This window comes from Sphingomonas qilianensis (assembly GCF_039614825.1).
GTDB lineage: Bacteria > Pseudomonadota > Alphaproteobacteria > Sphingomonadales > Sphingomonadaceae > Sphingomonas > Sphingomonas qilianensis.
Genome location: NZ_JBDIMF010000001.1, coordinates 1,194,384 through 1,215,403 on the forward strand (window position 1 = coordinate 1,194,384; position 21,020 = coordinate 1,215,403).

At 65.5% G+C, this 21,020-nt stretch carries 19 protein-coding genes; 9 read left to right on the forward strand and 10 right to left on the reverse strand.

Features of this window, described 5'->3' with window-relative positions:
• Window positions 1-9: 9 nt before the first annotated feature.
• Window positions 10-2,754 (reverse strand): [protein-PII] uridylyltransferase, encoded by a 2,745-nt coding sequence (locus ABC969_RS05835; protein ID WP_345863602.1) that lies wholly within the window; start codon window positions 2,752-2,754, stop codon window positions 10-12.
• Between the two features lie 229 nt (window positions 2,755-2,983).
• Between ABC969_RS05835 and ABC969_RS05840 the strand changes: the two genes are divergently transcribed.
• Window positions 2,984-3,664 (forward strand): GNAT family N-acetyltransferase, encoded by a 681-nt coding sequence (locus tag ABC969_RS05840; protein WP_345863604.1) that lies wholly within the window; start codon window positions 2,984-2,986, stop codon window positions 3,662-3,664.
• 73 nt (window positions 3,665-3,737) lie between these two features.
• Window positions 3,738-4,301: a glycine zipper 2TM domain-containing protein gene (locus ABC969_RS05845; protein ID WP_345863606.1), complete on the forward strand. Its 564-nt coding sequence runs from the start codon at window positions 3,738-3,740 to the stop codon at window positions 4,299-4,301.
• A gap of 12 nt (window positions 4,302-4,313) precedes the next feature.
• Here ABC969_RS05845 and mutS read toward each other — a convergent pair whose 3' ends face one another.
• Window positions 4,314-6,890: a DNA mismatch repair protein MutS gene (gene mutS / locus ABC969_RS05850; protein ID WP_345863834.1), complete on the reverse strand. Its 2,577-nt coding sequence runs from the start codon at window positions 6,888-6,890 to the stop codon at window positions 4,314-4,316.
• Between the two features lie 160 nt (window positions 6,891-7,050).
• Between mutS and ABC969_RS05855 the strand changes: the two genes are divergently transcribed.
• From ABC969_RS05855 to hslU, 4 genes are all read left to right on the forward strand, one after another.
• Window positions 7,051-9,309, forward strand: coding sequence for an NADP-dependent malic enzyme (locus ABC969_RS05855; protein ID WP_345863608.1), 2,259 nt, complete (start codon window positions 7,051-7,053; stop codon window positions 9,307-9,309).
• 223 nt (window positions 9,310-9,532) lie between these two features.
• Window positions 9,533-9,946 carry a holin family protein gene (locus ABC969_RS05860; RefSeq protein ID WP_345863835.1) on the forward strand — a complete coding sequence of 138 codons (414 nt, stop codon included), beginning with the start codon at window positions 9,533-9,535 and terminating at the stop codon, window positions 9,944-9,946.
• 173 nt (window positions 9,947-10,119) lie between these two features.
• Window positions 10,120-10,671 (forward strand): ATP-dependent protease subunit HslV, encoded by a 552-nt coding sequence (gene hslV, locus ABC969_RS05865; protein WP_345863610.1) that lies wholly within the window; start codon window positions 10,120-10,122, stop codon window positions 10,669-10,671.
• A 184-nt stretch (window positions 10,672-10,855) separates the two neighbouring features.
• Window positions 10,856-12,151 (forward strand): ATP-dependent protease ATPase subunit HslU, encoded by a 1,296-nt coding sequence (gene hslU, locus ABC969_RS05870; RefSeq protein ID WP_345863611.1) that lies wholly within the window; start codon window positions 10,856-10,858, stop codon window positions 12,149-12,151.
• Window positions 12,152-12,177: 26 nt separating this feature from the next.
• Here the strand turns inward: hslU and ABC969_RS05875 are convergent, their stop codons facing one another.
• The 5 genes from ABC969_RS05875 to ABC969_RS05895 form a co-directional block, all read right to left on the reverse strand.
• A complete protein-coding gene (locus ABC969_RS05875; RefSeq protein WP_345863613.1) occupies window positions 12,178-12,564 on the reverse strand; it encodes a DUF6491 family protein in 387 nt (128 codons plus the stop codon).
• A gap of 40 nt (window positions 12,565-12,604) precedes the next feature.
• On the reverse strand, window positions 12,605-13,339 hold the full coding sequence (gene gloB / locus ABC969_RS05880) for a hydroxyacylglutathione hydrolase (protein ID WP_345863615.1): 735 nt from the start codon (window positions 13,337-13,339) through the stop codon (window positions 12,605-12,607).
• 1 nt (window position 13,340) lies between these two features.
• A complete protein-coding gene (locus tag ABC969_RS05885) occupies window positions 13,341-13,772 on the reverse strand; it encodes a VOC family protein (RefSeq protein WP_345863837.1) in 432 nt (143 codons plus the stop codon).
• A gap of 81 nt (window positions 13,773-13,853) precedes the next feature.
• Window positions 13,854-14,597, reverse strand: coding sequence for a tetratricopeptide repeat protein (locus ABC969_RS05890; RefSeq protein WP_345863616.1), 744 nt, complete (start codon window positions 14,595-14,597; stop codon window positions 13,854-13,856).
• Window positions 14,594-15,334: an alpha/beta hydrolase gene (locus ABC969_RS05895; protein WP_345863617.1), complete on the reverse strand. Its 741-nt coding sequence runs from the start codon at window positions 15,332-15,334 to the stop codon at window positions 14,594-14,596. The genes ABC969_RS05890 and ABC969_RS05895 overlap by 4 nt, the downstream gene beginning before the upstream one ends.
• A 132-nt stretch (window positions 15,335-15,466) precedes the next feature.
• Between ABC969_RS05895 and ABC969_RS05900 the strand changes: the two genes are divergently transcribed.
• Entirely contained in the window at window positions 15,467-15,910 is a 444-nt protein-coding gene (locus ABC969_RS05900; protein WP_345863618.1) for a hypothetical protein, read from the forward strand.
• A 49-nt stretch (window positions 15,911-15,959) separates the two neighbouring features.
• Here ABC969_RS05900 and ABC969_RS05905 read toward each other — a convergent pair whose 3' ends face one another.
• Window positions 15,960-16,781, reverse strand: coding sequence for an SDR family NAD(P)-dependent oxidoreductase (locus tag ABC969_RS05905; protein ID WP_345863619.1), 822 nt, complete (start codon window positions 16,779-16,781; stop codon window positions 15,960-15,962).
• A 239-nt stretch (window positions 16,782-17,020) separates the two neighbouring features.
• Between ABC969_RS05905 and ABC969_RS05910 the strand changes: the two genes are divergently transcribed.
• Together ABC969_RS05910 and ABC969_RS05915 are read left to right on the forward strand one after the other, a co-directional pair.
• Entirely contained in the window at window positions 17,021-18,166 is a 1,146-nt protein-coding gene (locus ABC969_RS05910) for an acyl-CoA dehydrogenase family protein (protein WP_345863621.1), read from the forward strand.
• A gap of 108 nt (window positions 18,167-18,274) precedes the next feature.
• Entirely contained in the window at window positions 18,275-19,063 is a 789-nt protein-coding gene (locus ABC969_RS05915) for an SDR family oxidoreductase (RefSeq protein WP_345863623.1), read from the forward strand.
• Window positions 19,064-19,269: 206 nt separating this feature from the next.
• Here ABC969_RS05915 and ABC969_RS05920 read toward each other — a convergent pair whose 3' ends face one another.
• Entirely contained in the window at window positions 19,270-19,902 is a 633-nt protein-coding gene (locus tag ABC969_RS05920; RefSeq protein WP_345863625.1) for a retropepsin-like aspartic protease family protein, read from the reverse strand.
• A gap of 86 nt (window positions 19,903-19,988) precedes the next feature.
• Entirely contained in the window at window positions 19,989-20,957 is a 969-nt protein-coding gene (gene glk / locus ABC969_RS05925) for a glucokinase (RefSeq protein WP_345863626.1), read from the reverse strand.
• Window positions 20,958-21,020: the final 63 nt, after the last annotated feature.

Here is a 21,020-nt window from a genome sequence, read left to right on the forward strand (position 1 = left end):
GAGTCTCCCTCAGCCGGTCTCGATCATATCGATCCCCGCCGCAGCGTCCAGCAGCCGCCGCTCAAGCGTTTTGAGCCGCGATGCACCCTGGATCTTGTCGCCCGTCAGATCGGTCAAATAAAACGTATCCACCGCGCGTTCGCCATAAGTCGCCACGTGCGACGAATGGATCGTCACTTTCGATTGGAATAAGGTGTAAGCCAGCTGGTGCAGCAATGCCGGCCGGTCGCGTGCGTTGACCTCGATCACGGTGAAGCGGTTAGACGCCTTGTTGTCGATCAGCACGTTGGGCGCGATGTCGAACGCTTCCGCGCGCATCCGCGGCAACGGTTTGGCGCGCAACCGATCAGCCAGCCGCCCGCGATTGGCCAGCGCATCCTCGATGCCCGTCTTGAGCCGCTGCAGCTGGCCGGCGTCGTCGAACGTCCGGCCGAGCGGATCCTGGACCAGGAAATTATCCAGCGCCATGCCGTCGCGCGTGGTGTGAATACGCGCATCGATGATGTTGCCGCCCGCCGCATGGATCGCACCGGCGATGCGGTAAAACAGCCCGGGATGATCCGCGGCATAGACCGTGACCAGGGTCGCGCCACGATCGGGATAGACCTGCGCCTCGATCGACAATTGCGCGCCCCCCGCCGCGACGATCTGCCGCGCGTTGCGCGCCAGCACGTCCTCGGGCTCGGCCACCCAATAGGGTTCGGGCAAGCGCCGGACCAGGGTGGCGAAGGTCGCATCGTCCCAGCCCAGCGTCGCCTGCAGTGCCTCCTGCTTGGCGGCCACGCGCTCGCTGCGCCCCTTTTGCTTGTGACCGAGGCGCAGCACTTCCTCCGCCGCCTCGTACAGATCGGAGAGCAATTGCCGCTTCCACCCGTTCCACACCGCCGGCCCGACCGCACGGATATCGACGACGGTCAGCGCCAGCAGCAGTCGCAGCCGCTCGGGGCTTTGCACGACGTCGCAGAAATCGAGGATCGTCTTGAAGTCGGAGAGATCGCGCTTGAACGCGGTGGCCGACATCAGCAGATGATAGCGCACCAGCCACGCCGCGGTTTCGGTTTCCGCTGCCGTCAGCCCGAAGCGTGGGCCGAGCCGTTCGGCCACTTCGGCGCCAAGGATCGAATGATCGCCGCCCCGCCCCTTGGCGATGTCATGCAGCAGCACCGCGACATACAGCACGCGGCGCGACACGATTTGCTGGAAGATCGCCGTCACCAGAGGATGGTCATCAGCCAGCGTGCCATGCTCGATCGTGCTGAGCAGCCCGATCGCGCGGATCGTATGCTCATCGACGGTATAGTGGTGATACATGTCGAATTGCATCTGCGCGACGATGCGACCGAAATCGGGCAGGAAACGGCCGAGCACACCGGCCTCGTTCATCCAGCGCAGCACCAGTTCGGGGTCGCGCGGTGAGGTCAGGATATCGAGGAACAGCGCGTTGGCTTCGGGGTCGGGCCGCAAGTCGTCGGCCAGCTTGGCATCGCGCGCGGCGATGCGCATCGCCAAGGGGTGAATCTCCAGGCCGTGCTTGTCGGCCAGCGCGAACAATTCGATCAGCCGCATCGGCTTCTTGATCAGAAAATCGTCCGCCGGCAGCGCGAGGCGTCCGCGCACCAGCATGAAACCGTTCAATTTGCGCGGCGAACGACGCAGCATCGGCAACCCGAAACGCCGCCCGCGCGCGGCGAATTTCTCGTCGAGATGCGCCAGGAACACGCCGCTCAGGTTTCCAACCGTCTTCGCCTGCAGAAAGTAATATTGCATGAAGCGCTCGACGCTCGATTTGCCGGGGCGATCGGCGAAGCGCATGCGTTCGGCAATGTCGCGCTGCAGATCGAAGGTCAGCCGGTCCTCGCCGCGCCCCGCAATGCTGTGCAGATGGCAGCGTACCGCCCAGAGGAAATTATCGGCGCGGTGAAACTGGCGATATTCGTTGGCGGTGAGCAATCCGGCATCGACCAGTTCGGCTGCGCGCTGCACATTATAGGCATATTTGCCGATCCAGAACAGCGTGTGCAGATCGCGCAAGCCGCCCTTCCCTTCCTTCACGTTGGGCTCGACCACATACCGCGTATCGCCCATCTTCTTGTGCCGCACCTCGCGCTCGGCCAGCTTGTCGGCAACGAAGCCGGCTGTATCGGTCTGCACCTCGGCCTTGAACCGCCGGGCCGCTTCCTCGTACAATTCGGTGTCGCCGCAGACGTAGCGTGCTTCCAGCAACGCAGTGCGGATCGTAATGTCGCTTTTGGCCTGGCGCACCATATCGTCGAGCGAGCGGCTCGAATGGCCGACTTTAAGACCGAGATCCCATAAGGTGTAGAGCATGGTCTCGATCACCTGCTCGGCCCAGCCGGTTTGCTTCCAGGGCGTCAGGAAGCCGATATCGAGATCGGAATAGGGCGCCATCTCGCCGCGGCCATAACCGCCCACCGCAATCAAGGTGAGCCGTTCCCCGGCGGTGGCATTGCCGACCGGATAGAGCCGCTGGAGGGTAAAATCCTGGATCAGCATCAACAGCCGATCGGTAAGGTATGCCTGCGCCGCGGCCGATTCGAGCCCGCGCGAGGGGTGCTCGATCAACCGGCGTTCGATCTCGACGCGGCCCGCTTCAAGCGCGGCCTTGAGGATCGGCACGGTCGCGCGGCGCAGCAGCACGCGATCGTCGCCCTCGATGGCAGCAAGTTGTTCGGCAATGCGGCCGCGATCGATGATCGCGCGGCGTTGCGGGAGCGTGTCGAAGCGATTGTGCATGCGCTTTGCAGATAGGGTGTGTTGGCGGGCGCGTCACCCGGCTTCGGAGGGGAAGGCGACATTCAGCCACTCCCCGTCATCCCAGCGAAAGCTGGGATCTCACGCGGCAGGAAGGCACAAGAGCCGCGGGAGACCCCGGCTTCCGCCGGGGTAACGGTGATGCGGCGGTTATAGTTCAACCACAGAAAACAGGATGCCTCGCCGCGCCGACCGGTCCATCATCACGCCCATGATGCCCCATCCCCTCGACCGCCCGATCTGGCACTCGCTCACCGGCGCCCACGCGCCCCTCGCACTCGGCTACGGCGACGCGCTGCGCTATCGGCCCGAAGCACACTTTTTCGCCGCCGCCCCCGATGACTGCCGCGCCAGCCTTGTCGCGCTTGCTCGGCTGCTCCCGCTGGACGGCACACTCGGGCTGGTTCAGGCGGATGCGATCGATGCACCGCCCGGCACGCACATCCGTTCGCGCGTGGCGATCAATCAGATGGTGCTGACGGCGCTCACCACCGCTGGCGCGCCGATCGCCTTTGATGATCTCGGCGATGCCGATGCGCCGGACATGCTCGCGCTCGCCACGCTGACCGCGCCCGGCCCGTTCTTCGCTGAAACGCATCGCCTCGGCGCGTTCATCGGCGTCCGCCATCACGGCCAGCTCATCGCCATGGCGGGCGAGCGCACCAGGCCGCCCGGTTTTACCGAAATCAGCGCCGTGTGCACGCATCCCGATCATCGCGGGCGGGGCTTCGCCCGCGCGCTGATGCAGATCGCCATTGCGCGCATCCTGGCGCGCGGCGATGCGGCATTTCTCCACGTCTATGGCCATAACGAGGGCGCGGTTGCGCTGTACGAAGCGCTCGGTTTCCGCTTCCGGCGCGAGATGATCTACACAATTCTCGAGGCTGCTTGAGCGACAAGCTTCGGTTCAGGCAACAAAGGCCATCGCCCGGTCGTTACGTTGCCATCACTACCGGAGATTCGCCATGAAAAGCCTGCTGTTGATTCCCGCCCTCGCCGCCGGCGTGCTTGCGCTTGCCGCCCCCGCTGCCGCGCAAACCGCGCAGGAAAGCCAGCGCTTCGCCGCCGCGCAAAACCGCTTCAATAGCGAGATGCAGACATTCCGCGCCGAATTCGATCGCTATCAGGCCGCCGTCCAGCGCCGCGGCGGCAATAGTGGCTATCGCGACGCGCCGTACAATGATTCGCGCAATGATCCGCGTTACAACGACTCGCGCTACGACCAGGACGATTACTCGCGCGCCGAACCCAATTACGATCCGACGCGCTATTATCGCGATGGCCGCAATTATCAGGAGCGCACGCTGAGCGCCGACGAGCGCGTCTATGCCGGCAATGACGGGCGCTATTATTGCAAGCGCAGCGACGGCACGACCGGGCTGATCATCGGCGCGGCCGGTGGCGGCATCCTTGGCAACGTCATCGATGGCGGCCGCTCGCGCACCGTCGGCACGTTGCTCGGCGGCGCTTTGGGCGCGGTCGCCGGCCGGGCGGTCGAGCAGAACCAGAGCCAGGTGCGCTGCCGCTAACCTTAAAGGCGCTCAGCTCTCGCGGCTGAGCGCCTTTAATTTGTAAAGCACGTCCAGCGCCTCGCGCGGGGTCAGGGCATCGACATCGATCGCCTCGACCTCCGCGCGGATCGCGTCGCACTCCTCTTCCGTCGCCTCCTGCAGCGCGGCGAACAGCGGCAGATCGTCGAGCCCCGCCGCCAGCCCGCCGGTCTTGGCGCGCCCCGCCTCGAGCTTGGCGAGCACGGATTTGGCGCGCGCGATCGTCACCGGTGGCAGCCCCGCCAGCCGCGCCACGGCAAGCCCGTAGGAGCGATCCGCCGGCCCCTCGCTCACCTCGTGCAGCAGCACCAGCTCGCCCTTCCATTCGCGCGCGCGCACGTGATGCAGGGTCAGCGCCTCGCAGCGTTCGGCCAACCGAGTCAGCTCGTGATAATGCGTGGCGAACAGGCAGCGGCAGCGATTGTCCTCGTGGATCGCCTCGACCACCGCCCAGGCAATGGCGAGGCCATCATAAGTGGAGGTGCCACGCCCGACCTCATCGAGGATGACGAACGACTGGGGCGTGGCCTGCGCCAGGATCGCCGCGGTCTCGACCATCTCGACCATGAAGGTCGATCGACCGCGCGCAAGATTGTCGGACGCGCCGACGCGACTGAACAGCCGATCGACCAGCCCCAGCGTGGCCGACGTCGCGGGCACATAGGCGCCCGCCTGCGCCAGCACCGCGATCAGCGCATTCTGGCGCAGGAAGGTGGATTTGCCGCCCATGTTCGGCCCGGTCACCAGCCACAATCGCGACTCCTCGGATAGCCGGCAATCATTGGCCACGAAACGCTCGCCGCGCTTGGCCAGCGCATCCTCGACCACCGGATGCCGCCCGCCTTCGATCTCGAAACAGGCATGCTCGACCAGCGCGGGCCGCGCCCAGCCGCCTTCGACCGTGCGCTCGGCGAGCCCCGCCGCGACATCCAGCCGAGCGAGCGCGTCTGCCGTCGCAGCGATATTTTCCCGCTTGTCGAGCGCCGCCGCGATCAGATCCTCGAGATGCGCCGCTTCCGCCGCCAGCGCATGGGCGCCGGCCTGCGTTACGCGAGCGGCGACGTCGTGCAATTCCGGCGCGTTGAAGCGCACCGCCCCCGCCATCGTCTGGCGATGCGTGAAGCCGCTTTCCGCTTTCATCAGCACATCGGCATTCTTGGCCGCAACCTCGATATGATAGCCGAGCACGTTGTTGTGCCGGATCTTGAGCTGCGCGATGCCGGTGCGCGCGCGATAGTCCGCCTCCAGCGCGGCGATCGCCCGCCGCCCGCCGGCGCCGGCATCGCGCAGATCGTCCAGCGCGGCGTCATAGCCCTCGGCAATATAGCCTCCGGCGCTGGCATCGATCGGTGGCGCGGGCACCAGCGCGCGGTTGAGCAGATCGATCAGCGCGCCATGCCCGCGCAGTTGCGGCGCAAGCTCGGTGAGCAAGGCGGGCGGCGTCTGGATCTTTTCCAGCCGCTCGCCCAGCCGCCAGGCGCCATCCAGCCCATCACGCAATTGCCCGAGATCGCGCGGGGAGCCCCGCCCCGCCGCCAGCCGCCCGAGTGCGCGCCCGATATCGGCCAGCCCGCGCAATGTGCTGCGCAGCGCCTCGCGCAGCGCGCCATCCTCGACCAGCACTTGCAGCAGATCGAGCCGCGCCTCGATCGCGGCGCGCGCCATCAGCGGCGCGCCGAGATCGGCGGCGAGCAAGCGCGCGCCCGCGCCGGTAACGGTGCGATCGACCGCGTCGAGTAGGCTGCCCTTGCGCTGCCCGCTGGCCGTCTGCGTCAGTTCCAGGCTTTCGCGCGTCGCGGCATCGATCGCCATCGCGTGGCTCGCCTGGTGCAGCCGCGGCGGGCGCAGGAACGGCAGCGATCCCTTGGCGGTGTGCGCGAGATAGGCGATCAGCCCGCCCGCCGCGGCAAGGCCGGCGCGGCTGAACTGCCCGAATCCGTCGAGCGTCGCCACGCCGTATAGCTCCTTGATCCGCCGCTCCGCCGCTCCGCTATCGAAGTCGGCGCGCGGGCGGAGCATCGTCGCCGTATCGGCAAACGCGCTTCCCTCGCACGCGATCGTCTCCGCCGGCGCCAGCCGCGCCAGCTCCGCGCCCAGCCCCGCCGCACTGCACTCGATCAGTTCGAACCGCCCGGTCGACACATCCGCCGCGGCGATCGCCACGCCCCCCGCCGCCTCGCCGACGGCGACGCACCAATTGGCCGTCCGCGCGTCGAGCAACGCTTCCTCGGTCAGCGTCCCCGCCGTCACCAGCCGCACGATGCCGCGTTCGACCAAGGTCTTGCCGCCGCGCTTCTTGGCCTCGGCCGGGCTTTCGGTCTGCTCGGCGATGGCCACGCGGTGCCCGGCCTTGATCAGCCGCGCGAGATACGCCTCCGCCGCATGCACCGGCACGCCGCACATCGGGATCGGCACGCCTTCATGCTCGCCGCGTGCGGTCAGCGCGATATCGAGGCACGCGGCGGCGATCTTCGCATCGGCGAAGAACATCTCGAAGAAATCGCCCATCCGGTAGAACAGCAGGCAATCCTGCGCCTCCGCCTTGAGCGCGAGATATTGCGCCATCATCGGGGTGGGGGGTGAAGACATTTCCGCGGGGTAGCGAAAAGCGCGCGGCGCTCCAATCCCTCTCCCGCATCGCGATGCTGCTTCGGCGATAACCGCCCCAAGCCGGTTCACATCCTCGCGCACATTCCGTAAGGACAGCCGCGACACGAAAGGCCTCCCCATGTCCGAAGATTCCAATCTGCAATTCTCCGAGCGCGAGGCGCTGCTGTTCCATTCCGAAGGCCGCCCGGGCAAGATCGAGATCATCGCCTCCAAGCCGATGGCGACGCAGCGCGATCTGGCGCTGGCCTACTCGCCCGGCGTGGCGGTGCCCGTTCAGGCGATCGCCGACGATCCCTCCATGGCCTATGATTACACCGCCAAGGGCAATCTCGTCGCCGTGATCTCCAACGGCACCGCGATCCTCGGCATGGGCAATCTGGGCGCGCTCGCGTCCAAGCCGGTGATGGAAGGCAAGGCTGTCCTCTTCAAGCGCTTCGCCGATGTCGATTCGATCGATATCGAGCTGAAGACCGAGGATGTGGACCGCTTTATCGACGCGGTCGAATTGATGGAGCCGACCTTCGGCGGGATCAATCTCGAGGACATCAAGGCGCCGGAATGCTTCATCATCGAGCAGACGCTGCGCGAACGTATGAACATCCCCGTGTTCCATGACGATCAGCACGGCACGGCAATCATCTGCGCCGCCGGGCTGATCAACGCCTGCCTGATCACCGGGCGCAGGCTCAGCGAGATCAAGCTCGTCGTCAACGGCGCGGGCGCCGCCGCCATTGCCTGCACCGAGCTGATGAAGGCGATGGGCGTGCGCAACGATAACGTCATCATGTGTGATCGCACCGGCGTGATCTATCAGGGTCGCGACGATGTGAACCAGTGGCAGTCGGCACATGCCACGACAAGCGAGGCCCGCACGCTGACTGAAGCCTTGGTCGGCGCGGACGTGTTCCTCGGCCTGTCCGCCGCCGGCGCGCTCAAGCCCGAAATGGTCGAGCATATGAATGCCGCGCCGATCATCTTCGCGATGGCCAATCCCGAGCCGGAAATCCGCCCCGAACTGGCCATGGCGGCGCGCCCCGACGCGATCGTTGCCACCGGGCGCTCGGATTATCCGAACCAGGTCAACAACGTGCTGTGTTTCCCGTTCATTTTCCGCGGCGCGCTGGATGTGCGCGCGACCGGGATCAACGACGAGATGAAGATCGCCGCCGCCAATGCCATCGCCGAACTGGCGCGGGAGCGTGTGCCGGAGGAAGTCGCGCTGGTGTACGGCGTGCATCACACGTTCGGCCCGACCTATATCATCCCCACCCCGTTCGATCCGCGGCTGATGGAAATCGTGCCCGTCGCGGTGGCCAAGGCGGCGATGGCCTCGGGCGTGGCGACCAAGCCGATCCTCGACATGGAGGCATACCGCCAGTCGCTGCGCGCGCGGCTCAACCCGACGACGTCGGTGCTGACGCTCGCCTATGAAGGCGCGCGCGCGCATCCCAAGCGCGTGATCTTTGCCGAAGGCGAAGAAGAAGTCGTGCTGCGCGCCGCGATCGCCTTCCGCGAGGGCGGTTATGGTACGCCGGTGCTGGTCGGGCGCGACGATGTGCCCGATCGCCTGCGTGCGCTGGGCGTCAAGGATCCGGAAAGCTTCGAGCTGCATAACAGCCGCGTCTCGCCGCTCGTCCCCAAGATGGTCGATTTTCTCTACGGCCGGCTGCAGCGCCGCGGCTATCTGCGGCGCGATTGCGAGCGGATGGTGAATCAGGATCGCAACATTTTCGGCGCGCTGCTGCTGCAGCTCGGCGAAGGCGATGCGATGATCACCGGCATCACGCGCACGTACGGCGAGACGATGCGCCAGATCTACCGCGTGATCGATCCGGCGGCGGGCAAGACGCCGTTCGGCATCCATCTGCTCGTCGGGCAAAGCCACACCGTGTTCATCGCCGATACCACGGTGAACGAACGCCCCAGCGCCGAACAGCTCGCCGATTTCGCCGAGCAGACTGCCGCCGTCGCGCGGCTGATGGGGCATGAACCGCGCGTCGCGTTTCTCAGCTATTCCAATTTCGGCAATCCCAAGGGCGAATGGCTCGACAATATCCGCGATGCCGTGACCGTGCTCGACGGCCGCCAGGTGGGCTTCGAATATGAGGGCGAAATGGCGCCGGATGTGGCGCTCAACCCCAAGCAGCTGGCCAATTATCCGTTCGCTCGGCTCTCCGGCCCGGCCAACGTGCTGATCATGCCAGGGCTGCAGTCGGCGCATATCTCGGCCAAGCTGCTGCGCGAATTGGGCGGCGATTCGGTCATCGGGCCGATGCTGATCGGCATGGAAAAGCCGGTCCAGGTCGCGCCGATGACGAGCACGGCCAGCGAATTGGTAACGCTGGCGGTGCTCGCCGCCGGCGGCATCGCGCGGTAATTTCCTGATTGCCTCCCCGCTTATGGCGCCCTGGCAACGCAGGGCGCCGGAAGCGGAACGGCGCTTGGGCAGAACGTCGCCCGGCAGGATGCCGCCAACCAGTTTAGCGACAAGGCGTTAGCGAAGATTTTGCTCGGCCTAATAAAACGCTGTCCTACATGAAACCAAATAGGTTATCTTGCCCGACCGTCGCGAATGGTGACGGTACATGGAGGCACGTTTCATGGGCATTCTCGACGGCATTATCGGCCCCATCGCCGGGCTGATCGACAAGATTATCCCCGATCCCAAGGCGCGCGACGCAGCGAAGCTGGAATTGTTGCGGCTGCAAGGCAGCCAGGAGCTCGAGCAGGTCAAGACGCAGATGTCGGCCATCGTTGCCGAAGCGCAATCCGTCGATCCCTGGACCAGCCGCGCGCGCCCGAGCTTTCTCTACGTCATGTATGCGCTTTTGCTGTGGTCGATCCCCATGGGCCTGATCGCGGCGGTGCAGCCGGCAATGGCCAAGGACATCGCCACCGGGATGAATGCCTATCTCGCCGGGATTCCCGAACCGCTCTACGCGCTCTTTGGCACCGGCTATCTTGGCTATACGGTCGCGCGGAGCTGGGGCAAGGCCAAGGGCCTGGACAAATAGGCGTACTTTAATGTCGGGCCGGGGACGCAAAATTTCACGATCGCCGTGAAAAGTGCGAAGCCAATCTGCCGGCCGTGCCGCGGCGCGTGACGAAATGTTTCCCCGCCGGCGCGTGATGAGAACAAGGATGGGGGGTGATTGCGCGCCGCGGATCGCCCACCCATATCCCGCCCATGAGCGAAAAACTGACGTGGCACGGCACGACCATTCTCTCCGTGCGCCGCAATGGACGCGTCGTCGTCGCCGGTGACGGCCAGGTGACGCAAGGCCAGACCGTCATGAAGCCCAATGCCAAGAAGGTCCGTCGCCTGGGCGACGGTTCGGTGATTGCCGGCTTCGCTGGCGCGACCGCCGATGCCTTCACCTTGTTCGAACGGCTTGAGCGCAAGCTCGAACAGCATCACGGCCAATTGCTCCGCGCCGCAGTCGAACTGGCCAAGGATTGGCGCACCGACAAATATCTCCGCAACCTGGAGGCGATGATGATCGTCGCCGATAAGGATGTGACGCTGATCCTCACCGGCAATGGCGATGTGCTGGAGCCAGAAGCGGGCGTCGCGGCGATCGGCTCGGGCGGCAATTTCGCGCTCGCCGCCGCGCGCGCGCTGGTCGATTACGAGCAGGATGCCGAGACGATCTGCCGCAAGGCTATGGCGATCGCCGCCGAGGTCTGCGTCTACACCAACGACCGACTGACCGTGGAAAGCCTGGAAGCCAGCGCCTGACTTCCTTCTAGTCCTCTCCCGCTCTTCGCGGGAGAGGGTTGGGTGAGGGTCTTCTTCTTCTTCTTCTTCCGCCCTGGTGAAGAAGAAGACCCTCACCGACTTCGCCTAGGCCCGCATGAAGTATGCGGGCCAAGTCTCCGTAGCCTCTCCCGCGTGCGGGAGAGGGCAATAAGAAGCCCCGCACATGAACGACGCCCTCACCCCCAAAGCCATCGTCGCCGCACTCGACGAACACATTATCGGCCAGACCGATGCCAAGAAGGCGGTCGCCGTCGCGATGCGCAATCGCTGGCGCCGCCAGCGGCTCGGCGCCGATCTGCGCGATGAGGTAAGCCCCAAGAACATCCTGATGATCGGCCCCACCGGCTGCGGCAAGACCGAGATCAGCCGCCGCCTGGCCAAGCTTGCCGACGCGCCCTTCATCAAGGTCGAAGCGACCAAGTTCACCGAGGTCGGCTATGTCGGTCGCGATGTCGAGCAGATCGCGCGCGATCTGGTCGAGGAAGCTGTGCGGCTGGAAAAGGAACGCCGCCGCGTCGCGGTGAAGGACAAGGCCGAGGAAGCGGCGATGATCCGCCTGCTCGATGCGCTGACCGGCAAGGGTGCGAGCGAAGCGACGCGCGAGGCATTCCGCCAGCGCATGCGCGACGGACATCTGAACGAAACCGAGATTGAGATCGAAATGGAGGCAGCGCCCGCCATGCCGTTCGAAGTCCCCGGCGGCGCGCCGCAGATGATCAATTTGTCGGAAATGATGGGCAAGGCCTTTGGCGGCCCGCAGCTCAAGCGCCGCAAGCTCACCGTCCCCGCCGCCTGGGAGAAACTGGTCGAAGAAGAAGCCGACAAGCGGCTGGATCAGGAAGAGGTCAGCCGCACCGCGCTCGCCGATGCGGAAGCCAACGGCATCGTGTTCCTCGACGAGATCGACAAGATCGCGGTCAGCGATGTCCGCGGCGGCTCGATCAGTCGTGAAGGCGTGCAACGCGATCTGCTGCCGCTGATCGAAGGCACGACCGTCGCCACCAAATACGGCCCGATGAAGACCGACCATATCCTGTTCATCGCCTCGGGTGCGTTCCACGTCGCGAAGCCCAGCGATCTGCTGCCCGAATTGCAGGGCCGCCTGCCGATCCGCGTCGAGCTGAAGGCGCTGACGGAGGCCGATTTCGTCGCCATTTTGAGCGACACCAAGGCCAGCCTGCTGCAGCAATATACCGCGCTGATCGGTACCGAAGGCGTGACGGTCACCTTCACCGAAGACGGCATCGCCGCCGTCGCCAAGATTGCCGCCGAAGTGAATGGCGAGATCGAGAATATCGGTGCGCGTCGCCTGCAGACGGTGATGGAGAAACTGCTCGAGGAAGTAAGCTTCGAGGCCGAGGATCGCGGCGGGCAGACGGTGGTGGTGGACGCCGCCTATGTCGATAGCCAACTCGCCAGCATCGCGCGCAACACCGATCTGTCGCGCTTCGTGCTGTGACCTATGCCGGCCCGATCGTTAGCCCGCTAACGCTTGGGCCGGTCATACGGGGTAAACGTACCCAGCCGGCAGTTTGCGCCGGGGACGACGTCGCCCGGCTGCCGCGGCTGGAACTGATCATTCTGGCACATCTGCGATCCGAAAGCCTGGACGATCAGCGTCGAATCCCGCCGCAGCGACGGGCAGCTTGCGGGCAGCGTGTTGATCCACAGCCGGCGCCCGGATTGGGTGAAGAGCAAGGTATGATCACCCACGATCTGCGGCCCGCCGGCGCTCGACCGGTCGATGCAACGTTGTGGGGCACCGGCGATCCGCCCTGCAGTCGCCTCCGCCAGCGCACGATCGGCGCTGCTGGTGTCGACGGGCAATGAGGTGCACGCGGCAAGCAGCGGGAGCAGAATAAACGTGCGCATCGACTCTCTCCCGCTCCCCGCCAGCATAACCGATCGCCGGCTAGCCGCGAAATGCATCCTTCGCGGCGCGGCGCTCGGCAAGCTGGGCTGCAGACGATGCGCGGAGGAACGGGTTGGTCGCCAATTCCGATGCGATGGTCGTCGGCAGCGTCGCCTCGCCGTGCGTGCGCAGCGCATCGACCTCCACCATGCGTTCACGGATCGCCGCATTGTCAGGCTCGGCGGTCAGCGCATAGCGGCCGTTGCTCTGCGTATATTCATGCGCCGCATAGACCATCGTCTCCGGCGGCAGCGCGGCCAGACGCTGCATGTTGGCAAACATCTGCGCGGCATCGCCTTCGAACAATCGTCCGCAGCCCATGGCGAACAGCGTGTCGCCGGGAAACAGCAGCGCATCGTCTGCCAGGCTAAACGTGATGTGCCCTGCGGTGTGCCCCGGCGTCTCCAGCACGGTGCCGACATGATCCCCCAGCCGCACCGTATCGCCCTCGGCCAGCGCCACATCCAGCGTCGGGATGCGCGCCGCCTCCGCCGTCGGCGCGCTGACCACGGCGCCATGCGCCGCCTTGATCTCGGCATTGCCGGCGGTGTGATCGGGGTGCCAGTGCGTGTTCCAGATCTGCCCGATGGTCCAGCCCCGCGCGTCCGCCTCGGCCAGCACGGGGCTGGCCTCGGCTGGATCGATCACCACCGTCTCGCCCGACGCCGCATCGTGCATCAGCCAGACATAATTGTCGCTGAGCACCGCGATGCGGATAATCTCGAGCCCGCTCATGTCACCACTCGCCGACATTGGGCATCGATTTCCACGGCTCGGCCGGCTCCAGCACGCCATCCTGCAACAGCTCGATCGAGATGTTATCGGGCGTGCGCACAAACGCCATATGGCCATCGCGCGGCGGGCGGTTGATCGTCACGCCAGCATCCATCAGCCGCTGGCAGGTCTCGTAGATATTCTCGACGCGGTAAGCGAGATGCCCGAAATTGCGCCCACCGGTATAGACTTCGGGCGCTTTGTCATCGGACGGCCAGTTGTACGTCAGCTCGACCTCGGCGCGTGCGCGTTCGCCCGGGCCATTCATGTCTTCCGGCGTCGCGAGGAAGATCAGCGTGAAACGACCCTGCTGGCTGTCCAGGCGGCGTACTTCCTTGAGGCCGAGCAGTTCGAAGAACCGGATCGAGGCATCGGGATCGGTGACGCGGATCATGGTGTGGAGATAGATCAAGGGATGCTCCTGCAGATGATGCACCCGAGATAGGAAGCGACGACGGTGCCCGCCAGTATCGTTTCAGGGCGTGGCGGTATCAAACTGCGCCAGTGCGGCCTGCGCGCGCTTGCCCGCCTCGCTGGCCGGCGCGCGGTTTGCCGCCTGTCGCCATGCGGCCTTGGCGCCCGCTTCGTCGCCAGCAAGGGCGGCAATATTGCCCGCCTCAAGCTGTACCGAGGCATCCTCGGATGACAGCCGCAGCGCCTCGGCAATATCCTTCCGCGCCCGTGGCAGATCATCCATGCGTCGCGCCAGCGTCGCCGATAACAGCCAGGCCAGCGGATCCGCCGCGGCATCGATCAGCGCGGGATCGAGATCGCTGCGTGCGCCGGCCAGATCGCCCGCCGCCACCTGCGCCCGCGCCCGATCCAGCATCGCTTCGCCGCGATCGAGCCCGGTCAGCGTACCCGCGGCCAGCGCGGCATCCAGCGCCGCGCGCGCCTTTGGGGCGTCCTGTGCGGCCAGCCAGGCATTGCCGCTCTGCGCCCAGTAGAGCGCCGCGCGCTTGTCCTTGGCCAGCTCCGCCGCGCGCGCCGCGCCCTCGAACTCGCTCGCTGCAGCGGCCCATTTGCCGTCATTGGCATAAGCCATGCCCAAACATTGCCGCGCCAGCGCACCGCCCCCGGCAAGCCGCCAGCGGCCTGCTTCTTCCGCCGCCGCATGCGGATCTCGGCCAGCCAGCTCGACGCACGCGTTAAACCTATCCTGCAGCGAGGGAGCGGGCGGGCCTGCCTGAGCGGCGAGCAACAATAGCGGCAAGATCATAAGCGTGCGATCACATCCTCCACCGCCCGGATGACAGCCGCGATATCGGCATCGCGCGACAGGCGGTGATCGCCATCCTTGATCAGTATCGTCTGCACGTCGGCTGAACGGAGCAATTCGGCCAGCCGCGCGGTGCGCGCCCAGGGCACGTCCTTGTCGCGCTGGCCCTGCACCAGCCGCACGGGGACATCAATGGCGATCTGCCCGAACATCAGCCGGTTGGCCTCGCCCGAGGCCCAAAAGGCGTTGGTGTAGACGGTGGGCTCGGGACCATAAGGCGACGCGCGCTCCAGCCGTCCGGCCGACAGCATCACGAGCTTCTCGTCGGTGGTGAAGCCCCAATCGGTGAAATCGGGCGCCGGGGCGATGCCGACCAGCCCAGCGACCAGCGCCGGCCGGTCGCGCGCGACGAGCAGCATCAGCCAGCCGCCCATCGACGAGCCGACCAGCACCGCCGGCCCTTTGGCCAGTTGTTCGAGCATCGACACGACATCGTCGCGCCAGCCGGCCAACGTCTGATCCTCGAACGCGCCTTCGCTTTGCCCGCAGCCGCCATAATCGAAACGCAGGAAGGCGCGGCCCTCGGCCTTGGCCCAGGCTTCCAGCGCGAGCGCCTTGGTACCGGTCATGTCGCTGGCATAGCCGGGCAGGAACACGATGGTCGGGCCGGTCCCCTCGGTCAGGTGATAGGCGAGCGCCGGGCGGGCGGCGGGCGGAGCGGCGACGGTGTCGATCATGGCGCGACCCTTAGCAATCGAGGGCGCGGTTTACAGCCCTCGACGCGAAATCGCCGTGGGAGGGCAATGCGATGGGCGCTGCGGGGCGCCTGCCTCTCGCTAATCTGCCGCGCAGTACCTACTATATGGCCCATGAAACACCTGCTTCCGGCGCTTTCCCTGTTGCTCGCCGCCTGTTCGAACAGCACGGGGATGGGCAACGATTTCGCCACCACCGTTCAGCAAGCCGAGCCGATGCGCCCGGGCGTGCGCGCGGTACGCATCGGCGAGGGCGGCCCCGGCTTCCAAGCCTGCGCCTATACCGCGCGGGTGGTGAATTTCGGCAAACCCGATCTGCCGCTGCGCCAGGCACCGTTTCAGGAAGCGGACGAAGTGCTGCGCCTGCCCCACGACGCGCGCCTGTTCGCCTGCACGCGCTCGATCGACCAGCGCTGGCAGGGCGTGGTCGTGCCGCCGGCTGATGCGCCCGATACGGATTGCGGCGTGACCGCGCCGGTGGCGTCACCGCGCGATTATACCGGGCCGTGCAAAAGTGGCTGGGTGGCGAGCGCGTTCGTGCGGTTGGTCGCGGGCTAGTCGCTCGATCCTCCCCAACTGCCGTGTCATCCTATTGAAAGCCGGGATTTCAAGCGGCAAACGCCTCCAGCGCGGTGAACAGCGAGGGGGTTGCCGGATCCCAGCCGTGCCGCGGCCCGATCGTCATGCCGCCGTCGACCGTGATGTGGGTGCCGGTCACGAAGCCGGCATCGTCGCTCGCCAGATAGGCCGCCGCGGCGGCGATATCTTCTGCGCGGCCGGCGCGTTGCAACGGCTGCGCCTTGGCCGCGATCTGGCCGATCGCGCCGTTGGCCACGGCACACTTATCGCCGGCAATGCCCAGCGCCGATGTGAAGATGTTGGTGGTGATGAAGCCGGGGCACACCGCGTTGACGCGGATATCGAACTGCGAAAGATCCGCCGCCGCCATCGTCGTCAAATGCAGCACGCCAGCCTTGGCCACCGAATAAGCGGTCGGCGCGGCGCCGGCCTGCAATGCGGCAATCGAGGCGGTGTTGACGATTGCGCCCCCCTCCCCTCGCGCGATCATCAACGGCGCGGCATACCGGATGCCGAGCGCGACCGAACGCAACAACAGGCTCTGCGTGCGATCCCAATCTTCCGGGCTGATTTCGTGAATCGGGCTGCGCGACCCGCCGGCACCGGCATTGTTGAACACGACATGCGCATCAGCGGTAGTCATCAACGCTTCGATGTCGGCAGCTTGCGTCACATCGGTGCGCAGAAAGTGAATCCGTTCATTGGACGTGGCGGCAAGCTCACGCCCGCCATTCTCGTCGATATCTCCGATCCACACTTCGGCGCCTTCGCTGACCAGCCGGAGTGCGGTGGCCTTGCCGATGCCCGAAGCGCCGCCGGTGACGACGGCGCGCTTGCCTGTGAACCGCATCCTGCTTCTCCTGTGTTTTGCACAGCATAGTATGGGGTTTGCGTCGGTCAACCGAGCGATTTTGGAATTTCGGGTTTGCAGCCCGCAAGCGATTAAGGCATCGATCCTTCAACTATTGTGTGCTGACGTCGTTCAGCGTCGATGCGCGGTCACTCGTCACAAGAGCGACGTCTATGGGGTTCCTGACCGCGCATCGATGCTGAAACAAGTTCAGCATGACGGGTATTGGAGAGATGAAGATGGCACTCGACCGCGAAACCTTCGATGCGCTGATCGATACGGTAGGGCGCTTTGTCAGCGAACGGCTGCGGCCACTTGAAGGCGCGGTTGAGGAAGCCGATGCGATCCCCGACGATATCGTGCAGGAGATGCGCGACATGGGGCTGTTCGGCCTGTCGATCGCCGAGGAGTATGGCGGGCTCGGGCTGACCATGTCGGAGGAAGCGCGCGTCGCGATCGAACTGGGGCGGACGACGCCAGCGTTTCGATCCACCTTCGGGACGAACGTCGGGATCGGCTCGCAGGGATTGGTCATGGCCGGCAACGATGCGCAGAAAGCGGCGTGGTTGCCACGCATCGCCAGCGGCGAGATCATCACCAGCTTTGCGCTGACCGAGCCGGACGTGGGCAGCGATTCGGGCGCGGTGAAGACGCGCGCCGTGTTCGACGGGCAATCCTATCGGCTGAGCGGGACCAAGCGCTACATCACCAATGCCGACAAGGCCGATCTGTTCACCGTAATGGCGCGCACCGGCGACGACCCCGGCGCGCGCGGCGTCTCCGCATTCCTCGTGCCGCGCGATCTGGCCGGTTTGTCGATCGGCGAACCCGAAAAGAAGATGGGGCAAAAGGGGGCGAAGGTCGCCGATGTGATCTTTGACGATGTCGTGGTACCCGCCGAGAACCGGCTTGGCGCGGAGGGTGAAGGCTTCAAGATCGCGATGCGCGTGCTCGATCGCGGTCGTTTGCATATCTCGGCGGTGTGCGTCGGCGTGGCGGAGCGGCTTATCGCGGATTGCGTGGCCTATGCGACCGAGCGCAAGCAGTTCGGCAAGCCGATTGCCGAGCATCAATTGATCCAGGGCATGATCGCGGATTCCAAGACCGAGGCGCTGGTAGCGCGCGCGATGGTGCTGGAGACGGCGGCGGCCAAGGATGCCGGCAAGGACGTGGTGATGGAATCGGCGGCCGCGAAATATTTCGCCTCCGAGATGGTCGGGCGCGTGGCGGACCGCGCGGTGCAGATTTTCGGCGGCGCCGGCTACATTGCCGATTACGGGATCGAGCGGTTGTACCGCGATGTGCGGCTGTTCCGCATCTATGAGGGCACCAGCCAGATCCAGCAGATCATCATCGCGCGCGAAACGATCAAGCGCGGCGGGTGATCTGATGCCGTCACCCCAGCGCAGGTTGGGGTCTCGTGATGGCGCGCGGCACGCCAGACAATAAGCAGACGCCAGCTTGCGCTGGGGTGACAACTTGGGAGAAATACCATGGACACGACCAACCTTTTCCGCCTCGACGGGCGCACCGCGCTCGTCACCGGTGGATCGCGCGGGATCGGCAAGATGATCGCCGCGGGCTTTATTGCGCAGGGCGCGACCGTTTATATCTCCGCGCGTAAGGCCGATGCCTGCTTCGCCACCGCGGCGGAACTGGGTGAGCGCTGTATCGCGTTGCCACAGGACGTGTCGACCGTCGCCGGGTGCCAGGCGCTGGCCGCGCAACTCGCCGAGCATACCGACAGCCTCGACATCCTCGTCAACAATGCCGGTGCCGCCTGGGCCGAGCCGTTCGAGGATTTTCCGGAAAAGGGTTGGGACAAGGTGATGGACCTCAACGTGAAATCACCCTTCTTCCTGACCCAGGCGCTTCATGCCGCGCTCAAAAACGCTGGCCGGCCGGACAGGCCATCAAAGGTGATCATGATCACCTCGATCGACGGCCAGCGGCTCAATCCATGGGAAACGTACAGCTATCACGCGTCGAAATCGGCGCTCATCTATCTTACCAAGCGCATGGCGGCGCGGCTGGTGAAAGATGCAATCAACGTGACGTCGATCGCGCCAGGCGCGTTTGCCAGCGAGATGAACAAGGCGGCGCGCGATCATGGCGAGACGATTGCCAAGAGCATTCCGGCCGGGCGCATCGGCGTGGCCGAAGACATGGCGGGCACCGCGATATTCCTCGCCAGCCGCGCCGGAGATTATGTCGTGGGGGATACGATCACGGTGGATGGCGGACTGGTCAATGCCGCGCTGGGGACGAGCATCGATGCATAACTGATCCCGCCCCCAGCTTTGCTGGGGGCGGGGGAGTAGCGGGTCCGACAGCCCCGCTGTTCAAGCTCTCCCCGGGGGCCGACCCACCGGCGACTCTCCGCTTCTTCAGCTGAGTTGGGGAGGGTTCCGGCGGCGTACGCAGCATTTGCGACTTACCCTCCATGACGCTTCGCGTGCCACCTCCCAGGGACAAGCTCGTCGAGGAGTTACGTCGTCGTTTGCGGATGATGGGGTTCGAGGATCAGCGTCTTGCCCTCGACACGCCAGCTTTTCAGCCGCGAAAGGAAATTCATCCCCACGACGCTGAGCTCGCCAAACGCAGGCGACACCACCACGGGCAGATCGCGCGCCACCACGTTGCCAATGCGCAGCTCGGGAATCGTCGCGGTCTGCGCGTTGATCGACCCGTTGGCGGTCCGCAGCACGACGGGCACTAATGGCGTTTCAACCTTAAGCCCCATCGCCTGCGCGACGTTGCTGGACAGCGCCGTCACCGTCGCACCACTATCCACCAGCATCCGCTGCTCGGTATCGCCGACCTTGACGCGGACCCAAAAATGCCCGTCGCGCGCCATCGGTACACGCATCTCTCGGCCCACCACGCGCTGGCTGCTATCATCAAGGTTGAGCGCCTTGGCGACACCATCAAGCCCGGGATCGAAATTCGCGCGCTGCGTGAACAGCGCCAGCGATACCGCGATCAGCCCGATGGTCAGCAGCGTGCCGAGGATGCGGAACCGACGCGCCAGTATAACCAGCACAGCAACGCCGGCGACGATCCACCAGAAATGCGGATTGGCATTGAAGGCGTTGGCAAGGCTGGTCAGGATATCGGTCATGGGATGAACGATATGTATGTGCGCCGAGCCGCGTTGCTAGGGGCAACCGATCGCCACGATGCCCGCCGCAGCGCCGGGAGGCGATCCTAGCGCGCATGCTCCTGCGCGAACGCGGCGGCAGCGCCAAACAGGCCGGGTTGCGGGTGGACGATTAGTTTGACCGGGATCGTCGACATCAACGCCTCGAAACGGCCTTTGGCGGCAAAGCGTTCGGCAAAGCCGCTACGATCGAAATGATCCTTGAGCCGCAAGCCCAGGCCGCCGGCGATGACCACGCCCATCGCGCCATGCGCCAGCGCCAGATCGCCCGCCACCGCGCCCAAGGCCTGGCAGAAGCGATCCAGCGCGTCGAGCGCCAGGCTGTCGGTCCCCTCCAGCGCCATCGTCCAGATCGCCTTGTCGTCAAGCCGCTGCACCGCACGGCCGGCCATCGTGGCCAGCGTTTCGTAAATCCCGACGATGCCGGGACCGGAAACGATACGCTCGGCCGAGACGCGCCGGTAGATCGGGCGCAAATGCTGCACGATCGCGTCCTCCAAACGATCGAGCGGGGCGAAATCCATGTGCCCACCCTCGGTAGGCAATACGTGATAGCCGTGCTCAGTGCACAGCACCTGCGCCACGCCCAGCCCCGTGCCGGGGCCGCAGACGGTGATCACGCCGCGATCCTTGAACGGCACGTCGGGCCCGGCAAGATGCAGGAAGTCGCTTGCCGGCGCTTGCGCTACGGCATGGCCGACCGCGCCAAAATCATTGATCAGGCTGAACTGATCGACTTCCAGCCGGCCGGGGATCATTGCCGGGCGGATGATCCAGGGATTGTTGGTCAGTTTGATCACTTCGCCGCCCACCGGCGAGGCGACGGCGATCGCCGCATTGCGCGGCAACACGCGCCCGGCTTGCGCGCCAAACGCCTGCCAGGCGGTCTGCACGCTGGCAAAATCGGCGGTCTTCAACGTGATCGCGTCGCTCATGGAGACGACGCGGCCCTGTTCCACTTCGGCAATGGCAAAACGGGCGTGCGTTCCACCGATATCGACTGCGACGACTTCCACCGGCTTCTCCTTCGAGCGCGGGGATAGACGGGCGGGAGGCACGGTCAAGCCCTGCGCTCCCGC